This window comes from Planktotalea sp., from assembly GCF_018607965.1.
In the GTDB taxonomy this organism is placed as follows: domain Bacteria; phylum Pseudomonadota; class Alphaproteobacteria; order Rhodobacterales; family Rhodobacteraceae; genus Planktotalea.
In genome coordinates, this window is record NZ_JABBAM010000122.1 from 36,015 (window position 1) to 48,172 (window position 12,158).

Below are 12,158 nucleotides of genomic sequence, written 5' to 3' on the forward strand. Positions count from 1 at the left end.
CTGGTGTGGCACATGCCGCGCGCAAGAACGCGTTTTGAATAGTTTAAAAGCAGCAAACGGCGCATATGAACAGAATATCACGTTCATCAACGTCGATTGGGACGTTTATGGCAAATCGCAAATGGCCGATCGCCTGAAAATCCCACGCCGCTCAACATTGGTTGTGCTTAAGGGTAAGGGCGAAGTCGGGCGTATCGTTGCCGACACGTCCGAGCGCAACATCAAGAAATTGATGGACGCGGCCTTGGCCGCCGCAACAGCTTAAGCCAAAAGCTCTTTCGCTGGTTTTAAATACCCTGTGAGCGTCCCGCGCCAATTGGTGAGTGGGGCGTTCATACGTTTCAGGGTTGCGGGGTGGTTCGCATCCAACACGCCCAAACGTACCAAAAGCGCTGCAATTGCACATTCCGCACCGCGCGTGGTGCCATCAGCAATTTTCAAGGCGATGCCCATCTGTTGTTCCGGCAAGATCGCAACATAGAACGCTTCGGCACCTGTCTTGATCGCCACTTTGCCACCCATCGCGCGCATCAATTCCGTGCAGGCACGAGTTTCGCCAGCGACCAATTCGGGATGTAGTGCCATCGCTTCGGTCAAGCGTGCAGCCGCGGTGCTGGTCCTGTCTGACCGCGTATGTGCGGACGCAAAGAAGCCCATCGCACGGGCCAAACCGTGGAGCGACGAAGAAAAGTTTGGCGCAGAACACCCGTCGATCACGTACCCGGGAGATGTAAGCTGCGTCAGTTCTTCAAACGCCTCAAGCCCAGCTTTTTGAACAGGATGAGAGGGATCAATATATTCAGGTCCAGCGCCAAGATGTTTGCCTAACGTCAGAAAACCTGCGTGCTTTCCCGAACAATTGTTGTGAATCTGACAAGGGCTGTTGTCTGTCTTGATCAAACCCTCCATTGCAGGCTTATCCGCAGGCATTTGCGGGCCACAGCGCAGGTCACCTTCGCCCATACCCAAATCGGCCAGCCACCGCGTAACAGGGTCAGTATGGATCGCAGCACCTTGGTGGGACGCACAGGCCAGCGCCAATTGCTGTGTCGTCAACCCTGCCGCGTCTGCAGCCCCCGATGTGATCAAAGGGATCGCTTGCAACATCTTGGACGACGAGCGCGGCAGCACGATTTCGTCGGGATTCCCCCATGCGTGAACGATCTCACCTGCGCCATCACAAATGACGGCATGGCCCAAATGTAGGCTTTCTAAAAACTCACCGCGCCAAATTTTGGCTAAAGGCACAGGTCCAGTCATTTTACTCTCCAAAATTTGAACGGCGAAAAAATGCCAAGCAGGCATTCACCTGTGGTGGATTTCAGGCTAATGTGCTTTTGTCGAGAAGAAAATACCGACCGCGGTAGTGGCCGAATACAGGTCAGCGCGTTACATTACATTGAGGCTTAGGACAGCTGGAGGCTGGACAGATGAATTCATGGATTACGCGCACAGGTTTGGCGGTGGCGATGGCCCTCGCGACAAGCGGCGCATTCGCACAAGCGCAAAGCACCAACCGCGTTGGCGCAAACACGGACTGGAGCGTTTTCGTTGAAAGCAATCCTAAAGAATGCTGGAGCGTTTCGTCCCCTAAAGAAACAGTAAACACACGCGGTGGTCGCGTTGTTGCCGCCAAGCGCGGCGATATTTTGTTGTTCGTCTTCAATCGCCCAGGTTCTGGCGTTTCAGGTCAGGTGACGTTCACAGGCGGATATCCGTTCGCAAGCGGATCTACCGTTAACATGAACGTCAATGGCGCAGAGTTTGAACTGTTCACTGACGGCGAATGGGCATGGCCTGCGACCCCTGCGGATGATGCAAAAATCATCACAGCAATGAAACGCGGTAGCGGTGCTGTTCTAACGGCACGCTCTGGACGTGGCACGCAGACAAAAGATTCGTTCTCGCTTCTTGGCTTTACAGCCTCTGTTGAAGAGTCCGAGAAGCGCTGCAAGTAAACAAAAACGGTTATTGTTTCAAAGACGCCGCGCCAAATTGGTGCGGCGTCTTTCATTTTTACCCGAATCCTGTGTATAGACGGCGCAACCCATGAAAAGGCGTAGAACCATGACGGCCACGGCTCCGATCACGCAAGACGTAATGACAATCCCCCGCAAAATGCCGGAAGGACCAATCAACCTTGTGGGACTGACCCGCGACGGTATGCGCGAAATCTTGATCGAAAATGGCACCACCGAAAAGCAGGCAAAGATGCGCGTCGGCCAAATCTGGCAGTGGATCTACCAGTGGGGCAAGCGCGACTTTGACGAAATGACCAACCTCTCCAAAGCGTTCCGTGCGGAACTAGCTGAGAAGTTTATGATCGAAGTGCCCGAGGTCGTGACCCGTCAGGTTTCCGAAGATGGCACACGCAAGTATTTGGTGAAGATCGCTGGCGGTCACGAGGTCGAAGTTGTCTACATCCCGGAAGAAGGTCGCGGCACCCTTTGCGTATCTTCGCAGGTTGGCTGCACCTTGACGTGTTCGTTCTGCCACACAGGCACTCAGAAATTGGTGCGCAACCTGACGGCGGGTGAGATCATTGGCCAAGTCATGCTCGCGCGCGACGATCTGGACGAGTGGCCCGAACCCGGTGCTCCTAAGGATGAAACCCGCCTGCTCAGCAACATCGTTCTGATGGGCATGGGCGAGCCGCTTTATAATTTCGAGAACGTGCGCGATGCGATGAAGATCGCGATGGATCCTGAAGGTATTCAGCTATCGCGCCGCCGCATTACGCTGTCTACGTCTGGCGTCGTACCAGAGATCGCACGTACCGCACAGGAAATCGGGTGTCAGCTGGCAATCAGTTTCCACGCAACGACGGATGAGGTGCGCGACAAGCTGGTTCCAATCAACAAACGCTGGAATATCAAAGTGCTCGTCGAAGCGCTTCGCGCCTACCCACGCGTCTCAAATTCCGAGCGCATCACGTTTGAATATGTGATGCTGGAAGGTATTAACGATAGTGAAGAAGACGCGCATCGTTTGGTGAAATTGATCGAAGGCATCCCCGCCAAGATCAACCTGATCCCCTTTAATGAGTGGCCCGGCGCACCCTATAAGCGGTCTTCTGGCAATCGCATCCACCGCTTTGCAGATATAATCTATAAAGCAGGCTATGCGTCGCCTATTCGCAAACCACGCGGCGAAGACATTATGGCCGCCTGTGGCCAGCTAAAGTCTGCGACAGAGCGGTCACGCAAGTCGCGTAAAGAAATTGCTGCGAAAGCGGGTCTTTCTTAACTTTCGCGTCTTTATCCAAACTTAACGTTTCGCAACTATTCTTTTGGATAGCCCGTATCTATTGCTGTCTATTGCTCTCGAATGCTCGGTCGCGAATATCTTTTCCTTATTGCATTCTTTTCCCAGCTCGCCAGCAATCTGCCATATTCAGGTCTCGAAACGGCCTCAACCATGAAAGACATTTGAATCTTATTCGCTGCTTCTAAATGCGTGCCAACACAAAGGAGAATAAAGTGACTTATCATCCTTGCGACCCCTTTACGATCTCACGCGTTCTGGAACTTATAAAACCAGAATTACTAAAAGCAGCGTCTGGAGAAGATCTAAATCAGCGCCTTGCACGTCTCGGCTTTGGATTTCGCGACACGGCTAAGGGGCGAATGCTGACGACATTGCCGCATGGTGTCGAAATCACACCAATGCCTGCTATGCTTTCACGCTTTTAAGCGCGCCTCCTAGCTCAAACGTTATATTTCGCGATAAACGTACTCACAGCACCATCAATAATGCTGTCTAGTTCTGCATTGTCGAATACAGCTTGGACCCCAAATGTTTTTTGGGAGAGATTTCCGCTTTGCAACGCTCGCCAAACTGATCGGCTGCAAGGTCAAAATCAATAGTCTGCAATTGGCCCGCTTCGCTTGCTCCTAGCAAGTATGCACCGCTTTTTCACGCTCTTCACTCAGCTCGCTTTAATGAAATGCAAGTCCAAGCTCTGGAAATTGCTCTGGTTGAGCAACACAACTAGAACGACGCGCTCTTGCCCTACTTCATACCGCATTCTATATTTAGAATCATTCTAAAGAGGATTGAACATGGGTTTCTTTTCATACAGCCGCCGCTTTGATGATTTGTCCGAGCAGGAAGTGCTTGCGCTTGCGATTTCATCCGAAGAAGACGACGCACGTATCTACCGTTCCTATGCAGAAACGTTGCGCAAAGACTTCCCCGCAAGCGCGCAAGTCTTTGATGGGATGGCGCTGGAAGAAGACGGGCATCGCAAACGTCTGATTGCACTCCATCAAGAACGCTTTGGCGATGTCATCCCCTTAATAAGACGCGAACACGTTGCTGGATTTTATGCGCGCAAACCTGTTTGGCTGATCAAAAACCTCTCCGTCGAACGCATCCGTGAAGAAGCAGAAAACATGGAACGCAGCGCCGAGCAGTTCTATCTGAATGCTCTCAAACGCACGACAGATGCCGCGACACGCAAATTGCTGGGCGATCTTGCAGCAGCGGAAGCAGGGCATCAAACAACCGCGCAAAAGCTTGAAGATGAACATTTGAACGAAGATGCGGAAGCGGACGAAAGTCGCGCAGCCAAGCGTCAGTTTTTACTTACTTGGGTTCAGCCCGGACTTGCAGGCCTTATGGATGGATCTGTCTCAACCCTTGCGCCAATTTTCGCCACCGCCTTCGCAACGCAAGACACGTGGACCACCTTCCTTGTTGGACTTGCTGCCTCGGTTGGCGCTGGTATTTCGATGGGCTTTACCGAAGCGGCCAGTGATGACGGTCAACTCTCGGGTCGTGGCTCACCCACCAAGCGTGGCTTTGCCTCTGGCATCATGACCACTGTTGGCGGCTTGGGGCATGCCTTGCCCTATCTCATCACCGACTTTTGGACAGCAACTGTCGTGGCGATCATTGTTGTCTTCGTAGAACTTTGGGCCATCGCGTGGATCCAGAACAAGTATATGGAAACGCCGTTCTTTCGCGCCGCGTTCCAAGTCGTTCTCGGCGGTGCCTTAGTCCTCGCGGCTGGGGTTTTGATCGGCAACAGCTAGCTTCGTTCTTGCCCAGTACCGCTGGGCAAGTTAACTCTACCCCATGCTGGATATCTTCCTTCAAACGCTACCGTTTTTCGCGGTCATCGCATTGGGCTACGGCGCAGGGCGTACGGGCTTTTTTACGCCTGAAGCAACGACCTACCTCACCAAGTTCGTGTTCTACTTTGCCCTATCCGCCATGCTATTCCGCTTTTCAGCGAACCTATCTTTGGCAGGGGTCTGGAACGGACGTCTGGTCGTCGCCTACCTCTGGGGCACCGCATTTATCTACGGCGTCGCCACAATCGTTGCGCTCTTGCGCGGGCAAGGGATGCGTCGAACTGCGATCGAGGCCCAATGCGCTGTGATTGGAAACACAGGTTTCTTGGGCGTGCCCATGCTGATCCTTCTTATGGGCGAAAATGCGATTGGCCCTGTCATGCTGGTGCTTGCGGTTGATCTCGTGATCTTTTCCAGCCTCATCGTCATCTTGATGTCGATTGCGAATGACGGACGTTTCGCACTGTCGATCTTCAAAACCATCGGTATTGGCTTACTCAAAAACCCCATGATTGTGTCCATCACCTTGGGTTTCGCATGGTCCGCAACCGGCATTCCTTTACCGACACCGATCAATTCGTTCGCAACACTTTTAGGTGCAGCCGCCACCCCTGGGGCGCTTTTCGCAATCGGCGCATCGCTGGCAAGTAAGTCCACCGAAAAGATCGAAGTCGCGCTTTGGCTTTCGTTCTGCAAACTAATCCTGCACCCGCTGTTCGTGGCAATCGCTGCGATCTGGGTTTTCCCATTGGATCCCTATTCGGCAGGCGTGATCATCGCCGCGTCTGCCTTGCCTGTCGCCGGAAACGTCTACATGTTGGCGCAACATTACGGCGTCGCGCCACAACGTGTTTCTGCCGCCATACTGGTTTCAACCGCGATCAGCATCATCACCGTTTCATTAGTCATTGGCTGGGTCAGCGCATTATGACACGAGCACATTCCCTAGGAGAACTACAAGAATGACACCCGTATCCGAGAACGCCTGTTTTGGCGGCACACAAGGCGTCTACACACACGCGTCAGACGTCTGCGGCGTCGATATGACCTTTGGTTTGTTCATGCCAGAAGAGGCAAACAATGGCCCTGTCCCGCTTTTGTGGTTCTTGTCTGGTCTGACCTGTACCCACGAAAACGCGATGGTAAAAGCAGGCGCGCAGAACTGGGCCGCCGAGCAAGGTATTGCGCTGGTCTTTCCCGACACCTCCCCACGCGGCGAAGGCGTTGCGAATGATGATGCCTACGATCTTGGCCAAGGCGCTGGTTTCTACGTGGACGCAACGCAATCTCCATGGTCCCCACATTTCAAAATGTGGAGCTATATCGCCAACGAACTTCCTACGTTGATTGAGGACCAGTTCGAAGTGGACATGGAACGCCAAGCCATCACGGGACATTCCATGGGCGGCCACGGCGCCCTGACTTTAGCGATGAACTTAGAGGGGCGCTTTCGCTCTGTTTCCGCGTTTGCACCGATTTGTCATCCGACCGCCTCTGATTGGGGTCGCAAGCAGCTTGGCGCGTATCTTGGCAGTGACGAGAGCACATGGGCCAAGCATGACGCGACGCTGCTAATGCAAAGCAAAGGGTTCGACGGACCCATGTTGATCGACACGGGCACCAAGGATCAGTTCCTTGATCTGCTGTGCCCTGAAAAGCTGGCAGAGGCTGCTGCCAAGCGCCGTCAGGAAATGAATTTCCGCATGCAGCCGGGCTATGATCACAGCTACTTCTTCATTTCGTCGTTCATGGAAGATCACATCACCTTCCACGCAGAAGCGCTATATGCATGAGCGTTTACATCGACGCAGATGCTTGCCCTGTTAAGGCAGAGGCCGAAAAGGTCGCAACCCGCCACGGCGTAACGATGTACATCGTGTCCAACGGCGGCTTGCGTCCCTCGTTCAATCCTTTGGTGGAAAACATCATCGTCGATGCTGGCCCTGATGTGGCCGACATGTGGATCGCGAATCGATGCGGCGTAGGCGATGTGGTTGTGACAGGCGACATCCCTTTGGCTGCGAAATGCGTTGAAACGGGCGCAGAAGTTTTGCAACACAACGGGGACCGTTTCACCGCAGCCAACATTGGGCAACGCTTGGCAATGCGTGATCTAATGGCAGATCTGCGTGAAGCAAATCCACTGGGCGCAGGGGGTGGGGGCAAACCGTTCTCCAAAGCTGACAAATCGCGTTTTCTGGATTCGCTGGAACGCGCCTTGCGCGCTGCAAAAGGAAAAACCGCATGACTGTGACTGGTGTGATTTTCGACATCGGCAATGTGCTGATTGAATGGCAACCAGAGCGCTACTATGACCGTGTCATCGGTGAAGCGCGTCGTCGCGCGATGTTTGACGTGGTCGATCTGCATGCCATGAATGACCGCGTAGATCGGGGCGAGAATTTCCGTGATGTGATATACACGACTGCGGAAGAATATCCAGAGTATCGCAGTGAAATCCGCCAGTGGCATGACAATTGGATAGAAATGGCCAGCCCCGCGATCCCGCAGTCTGTTCGTTTGATGCGGAAGCTGCAGGAAAAGGGTGTGCCCGTTTTTGCGTTAACAAACTTTGGTGTCGAGAGCTTTGAATACGCGCAAACTCAATACGATTTCCTGAACGAATTTGATCGCACTTATGTGTCGGGCATCATGCAAGTGATCAAACCTGATGCAGATATTTATGCTCAATTGGAAGCTGATTGCGGTCATGCGCCAAGCGGTTTGTTGTTCGCAGATGATCGGGTCGACAATATTGAGGCCGCCAAAGCACGCGGATGGCAGACGCATGTGTTTGACGGGCCAGAGGGCTGGGCAAAGCGGCTGATTGAGGCGGGTTTGTTAACAGAGTCGGAAGCAGCATGAGCATACAGATTGGATTTGAGGACGGCGAACGCGGGCTAGATTGGATCGCGCTGACCGAAGCGTTGAAGCAAGGCCACACCCTGCCCAAGGCAGAGATTGCGGATACGTTCCTGTATCGCGGAAAGGACACTTTGCTGAACCGCTCTGCGTGGATTAACGGGCTTGGTCTGGCCGTGAAATGCGCGACTGTGTTTCCAGACAATACAAACGCGGGCGTCCCTATGATAAATGGGGCAGTATCCCTGTTTGATGATGCCCATGGCACGTTGGAAGCAATCATTGATTTCCACTTGATCACCAAATGGAAGACGGCGGGGGATAGTTTGTTTGGGGCCATACGTCTAGCGCGTCCTGAAAGCCGTAAGATTTTGATCATCGGCTCGGGCACCGTTGCGCGGTCTTTGCATGATGCGTATAGCGCGGGGTTTCCAGACGCAGAGTTCACTGTCTGGAGCCGCACACGCGCAAACGCAGAGGCCTTTGCAAAGGATCGTATTGCACATGTTGCTGATGATCTGGAATCGGCTGTGCGCGCGGCTGATATTGTGACCTGTGCCACGATGAGCACCTCACCTGTTTTGCGCGGCGAATGGTTGCAAGCGGGTCAGCACGTTGATCTGATTGGTGCGTATCGTCCTGATATGCGTGAAACAGATGATGCAGCCCTGCAGAAGGCGCGTGTGTTTGTGGATAATTTTAGCACGACAATTGGGCATATCGGTGAAGTGCAAATCCCACTCGATAGCGGTGCGATTGTAAGGGATGATTTGATCGCGGACTACTATTCACAGAGCGGGTTTGAGCGACGCTCTGATGATGAGATTACCCTGTTCAAAAACGGTGGCGGCGCGCATTTGGATTTGATGGTGAGCCGTCATGTACTGGAATGCTACAAAGGCTAAGGCTGGGGGGGCCAGCCCCGCCGACACAGCTTTAATTGGGGGTCTCCCCAGACCCCCGAAGTTTATTTGGAAAGATGAAGAGCTTGGCAGCGAGAGGGCGTTCGAGTTTACGCTCTTTGATCGGCAGATGAATGATTGCGCTGAATGCGCCAACGCCGATGCCAACCCACCAAACGGCTGTGTAGCTGCCGTAAATGTCATACATTCTGCCACCGAGCCATACGCCCAAGAAGCTGCCGAGTTGGTGGCTGAAAAAGACGATTCCATAAAGCGTGCCCATGTAACGCAGCCCGTATATGTGGGCGACAAGGCCCGATGTGAGCGGGACCGTCGCAAGCCAAAGTGATCCCATTGCAACCGAGAAAATGATGACGCTTATCGGGGTGATGGGGTTCACGATGAACAAGATAGCGATGATCGTGCGGGCCGTATAAATGCCTGCAAGCAGGTACTTCTTGGAATAGCGATTGCCAAGCCAGCCCGCAAAAAGAGTGCCGCCAATATTCGCCACACCGATAAGAGCAATGGCAAGCGCGCCGAGGGCAGATGTGGTCGTGATGCCTGCTGCGTGCAACGCGCCGCCAGATAGGATCGGGCCACACATTTCAGTAACGAAGGCAGGGAAGTGGGCCGTGATGAAGGCCAGTTGGTAACCGCAACTAAAGAAGCCTAGGAAGATGAACGTGTATGTCGGGTCTTTGAATGCGCCATTTAGCACTTGGCCAAGGCTTTGTTCCAGCTCTGCTTTGCTTGCCATTTGTGGGGTGCGCATGAAGGGCAGCAACATGAGGACTGCAAGGATTGCAGCGGCAAAAACAATGAACACGTTTTGCCATGGCATAAAGCTAAGAAGCAATTCCGCAGTAGGCGCGCCAACGATCTGCCCTGCGCTGCCTGCTGCGGTTGCAATGGCGAGAGACATAGAACGATTTTTGTCAGAGCTTGCGCGCCCAACGACCGCAAGAATCACACCGAACCCCGTTCCAGCAATGCCAAAACCCACAAGAATTTCCAGCATCTGATGCGCTTCGGGTGTCACCGCAAACGAGGACAACACAAGACCAGCCGCATAGATCATCGCACCTGCAATGATGGCTTTGCGATCACTAATCTTTTCAGCCATCGCGCCGAAAATTGGCTGACCAATGCCCCAAGCAAGGTTTTGAATTGCGATGGCGAGTGAAAATTCAGACCGCATCCAGTTGAATTCAGCCGCAATCGGGATCTGGAACACGCCAAACGATGCACGGATCGCGAAGTTCACAAGGATGATGACACAGCCAACAATCAGAACGGGTGTAAAAATGCTGCTTTGAGATTTCATCATTTGGCTTTCGCGAAAGTGGCTTTGCGCGACGTTACGCCTTTTCAAAGGGTGGTCAATTGCTTGCCCTCTTTTCGCAGGCCCCATAGCGCGGTAGAGGAAGGCATGGACACACTTTCCGACATCTACGCTGCGCGCGTTGCCACTGGCGAATTGATCGCTGATCCGGTGCAAGAACTTGCGCTGGAACGACTGGAACGCATTCGTGCGGACTTGGCAGAGCCTGTGAAGAAGAGCTTCTTTCGCAAAGCCCCTCCCCCGCCAAAGGGTTTGTACCTTTGGGGCGGTGTCGGGCGCGGGAAATCTATGTTGATGGACCTGTTTGTCGACGCGTCGCCTGTTCCTGCACGGCGCGTGCATTTTCATGCGTTCATGCAAGAGATCCACGCAGGCATGCACAAAGCCCGCAAAGATGGCGTCGAGGATGCGTTGAAACCGGTAGCAAATACCGTGATCACCAACGTGAAGCTGCTGGCGTTTGACGAGATGCAAATCACTGACATCACTGATGCGATGATTGTGGGTCGCTTGTTTGGGATGTTGATGGGCGCTGGCGTTGTAATTGTGACAACCTCGAACCGCATTCCTGATGACCTCTATAAAAACGGGCTGAACAGGCAGTTATTCCTACCCTTCATAGCGCATTTAAAAGAACATATGGAGGTGGCTGAACTTGCCAGCCCAACAGACTATCGACAGGATCGTTTGACAGGATCTCCCGTATATTTCACCCCTATTGGCAGAGAATCCCGCGCGCAGATTGAAGAAATCTGGCAACGCCTGACCCAAGGCAAAGCCACACCACATGCGTTGACTGTAAAAGGGCGCACCGTGACACTGCCCGGTTTTCACAACGGCGTCGCCCGCGCAAAGTTCTTTGATCTGTGCGGCGCGCCGTTAGGACCTGCTGACTATCTGACAATTGCAGACGCAGCCCGTGTGTTGGTACTTGAGGATATTCCATGCCTAAGCCGCAACAATTTCAACGAGGCCAAGCGCTTTGTGACGTTGATTGACGCGCTATATGAAGCGCGCGTTCAATTGATTGCGTCTGCTGCAGCCTCGCCGGAAATGCTATACGTTGAGGGCGAAGGTACGTTTGAATTTGAACGCACCGCCAGTCGTTTGCGTGAAATGCAAAGTGCGGATTGGGGTAAGGACTAATCTGTTACCACATCTTTGGTTTTGCATACTCGACATATCCCTCATCGTAGGTTTTGCTGTCAAACATCGCATCGCGTTCCTTTAGAAAGTCGCCAGCGGATGGCAGCAATGCATCATTTGAATTGGCCTTCCAAAGTTCAGATCGCATCAACGCTTTGGCACATTGAAAATACATCTCTCCGATTGTCATCACGATCACACTGCGCGGCAGCTTGCCTTTTTTCGCAAAACGCGCGCGCAAAGCATCATCGACGGTGACACACCCGGTTCCGTTCACACGCACGACATTGGTGCTGGAGTTGGACATAAACATCAGGCTCATCCGGTCGTCGCTTACAATATTGCGCAATGTGTCGATGCGATTGTTGCCGAACCAATCGGGCAAAAGCAGCGTTTGCTCATCAAGGATTTCAACGACCGCACCATCATTGCCGCGTGGGCTTCCGTCTGTGCCATCAGGACCAACCGTCGATATAACAACAAAGCGCGAACCCTCGATCCATTTACGGTAGTGTGGGGTAACCTGTGTCACGACTTTCGTTATGGAGCGTTCAACTGGCACGCCATAGATCGCCTCTAGGTCTGCAAGGTTTTCAATCGGGGTCATTTGGATCTCCGAGTTTAAGGGTACCGTTTGATACCCTGTCGCCAAGCACAAGGCAAAAAAGAAGGAGCTTTGAAAGCTCCTTCAAGGTAGTGCCTGTACTACGTCCCGTTCCCCGTGCGCCGCTCGATAAGACGTTAGTCATCGGTGGGATCTTAGGTTTTAACTTTGAATTTCATGGCCCCAGCAGATCGATTGGCATGCTGGCAGGCACTTCAATC

Annotated in this window: 15 protein-coding genes; 11 read left to right on the forward strand and 4 right to left on the reverse strand. The window is 53.1% G+C overall.

The features are described from left to right. On the forward strand, window positions 1-265 hold a 265-nt coding region (locus QZ279_RS11295), incomplete at its 5' end, for a thioredoxin family protein (RefSeq protein ID WP_293450892.1). Here QZ279_RS11295 and QZ279_RS11300 read toward each other — a convergent pair. Beyond that, window positions 262-1,260 carry an asparaginase gene (locus QZ279_RS11300; protein ID WP_293450894.1) on the reverse strand — a complete coding sequence of 333 codons (999 nt, stop codon included), beginning with the start codon at window positions 1,258-1,260 and terminating at the stop codon, window positions 262-264. The two genes, QZ279_RS11295 and QZ279_RS11300, sit on opposite strands and share 4 nt — an antisense overlap. Before the next feature lie 170 nt (window positions 1,261-1,430). Between QZ279_RS11300 and QZ279_RS11305 the strand changes: the two genes are divergently transcribed. The 3 genes from QZ279_RS11305 to QZ279_RS11315 all read left to right on the forward strand — a co-directional run bounded on the left by QZ279_RS11305 (window position 1,431) and on the right by QZ279_RS11315 (window position 3,692). Beyond that, the gene (locus QZ279_RS11305; protein ID WP_293450896.1) at window positions 1,431-1,958 is read left to right on the forward strand and encodes an invasion associated locus B family protein; all 528 of its coding nucleotides are present in this window, start codon (window positions 1,431-1,433) and stop codon (window positions 1,956-1,958) included. Between the two features lie 109 nt (window positions 1,959-2,067). Then, complete coding sequence (gene rlmN / locus QZ279_RS11310) at window positions 2,068-3,246, forward strand: 23S rRNA (adenine(2503)-C(2))-methyltransferase RlmN (RefSeq protein WP_293450898.1); 1,179 nt, start codon at window positions 2,068-2,070, stop codon at window positions 3,244-3,246. Window positions 3,247-3,479: 233 nt separating this feature from the next. Further along, window positions 3,480-3,692: a hypothetical protein gene (locus tag QZ279_RS11315; protein ID WP_293450900.1), complete on the forward strand. Its 213-nt coding sequence runs from the start codon at window positions 3,480-3,482 to the stop codon at window positions 3,690-3,692. 67 nt (window positions 3,693-3,759) lie between these two features. Here QZ279_RS11315 and QZ279_RS15775 read toward each other — a convergent pair whose 3' ends face one another. After that, on the reverse strand, window positions 3,760-3,900 hold the full coding sequence (locus QZ279_RS15775) for a hypothetical protein (RefSeq protein WP_366513954.1): 141 nt from the start codon (window positions 3,898-3,900) through the stop codon (window positions 3,760-3,762). A 161-nt stretch (window positions 3,901-4,061) separates the two neighbouring features. Between QZ279_RS15775 and mbfA the strand changes: the two genes are divergently transcribed. From mbfA to QZ279_RS11345, 6 genes are read left to right on the forward strand one after another with little or no spacing between them, the layout of a single operon-like run. Beyond that, the gene (gene mbfA / locus QZ279_RS11320; RefSeq protein WP_293450902.1) at window positions 4,062-5,036 is read left to right on the forward strand and encodes an iron exporter MbfA; all 975 of its coding nucleotides are present in this window, start codon (window positions 4,062-4,064) and stop codon (window positions 5,034-5,036) included. A 43-nt stretch (window positions 5,037-5,079) separates the two neighbouring features. After that, complete coding sequence (locus QZ279_RS11325) at window positions 5,080-6,009, forward strand: AEC family transporter (protein ID WP_293450904.1); 930 nt, start codon at window positions 5,080-5,082, stop codon at window positions 6,007-6,009. A 31-nt stretch (window positions 6,010-6,040) separates the two neighbouring features. Continuing rightward, complete coding sequence (gene fghA, locus QZ279_RS11330; protein WP_293450906.1) at window positions 6,041-6,871, forward strand: S-formylglutathione hydrolase; 831 nt, start codon at window positions 6,041-6,043, stop codon at window positions 6,869-6,871. Continuing rightward, entirely contained in the window at window positions 6,868-7,326 is a 459-nt protein-coding gene (locus tag QZ279_RS11335) for a YaiI/YqxD family protein (protein ID WP_293450908.1), read from the forward strand. Before fghA ends, QZ279_RS11335 begins: the two co-directional genes overlap by 4 nt. Beyond that, on the forward strand, window positions 7,323-7,943 hold the full coding sequence (locus QZ279_RS11340; RefSeq protein ID WP_293450910.1) for an HAD family phosphatase: 621 nt from the start codon (window positions 7,323-7,325) through the stop codon (window positions 7,941-7,943). Before QZ279_RS11335 ends, QZ279_RS11340 begins: the two co-directional genes overlap by 4 nt. Beyond that, window positions 7,940-8,845 (forward strand): ornithine cyclodeaminase, encoded by a 906-nt coding sequence (locus QZ279_RS11345; protein WP_293450912.1) that lies wholly within the window; start codon window positions 7,940-7,942, stop codon window positions 8,843-8,845. The genes QZ279_RS11340 and QZ279_RS11345 overlap by 4 nt, the downstream gene beginning before the upstream one ends. A 31-nt stretch (window positions 8,846-8,876) precedes the next feature. On the opposite strand, the gene QZ279_RS11350 is transcribed toward QZ279_RS11345, so the two are convergent. Further along, a complete protein-coding gene (locus QZ279_RS11350; protein WP_293450920.1) occupies window positions 8,877-10,169 on the reverse strand; it encodes an MFS transporter in 1,293 nt (430 codons plus the stop codon). 105 nt (window positions 10,170-10,274) lie between these two features. Here QZ279_RS11350 and zapE point away from each other — a divergent pair, with 105 nt between their 5' ends. Then, entirely contained in the window at window positions 10,275-11,333 is a 1,059-nt protein-coding gene (zapE, locus tag QZ279_RS11355; RefSeq protein WP_293450914.1) for a cell division protein ZapE, read from the forward strand. A 4-nt stretch (window positions 11,334-11,337) separates the two neighbouring features. On the opposite strand, the gene QZ279_RS11360 is transcribed toward zapE, so the two are convergent. Further along, window positions 11,338-11,940, reverse strand: coding sequence for a pyridoxamine 5'-phosphate oxidase family protein (locus QZ279_RS11360; protein WP_293450916.1), 603 nt, complete (start codon window positions 11,938-11,940; stop codon window positions 11,338-11,340). Between the last annotated feature and the right edge of the window lie 218 nt (window positions 11,941-12,158).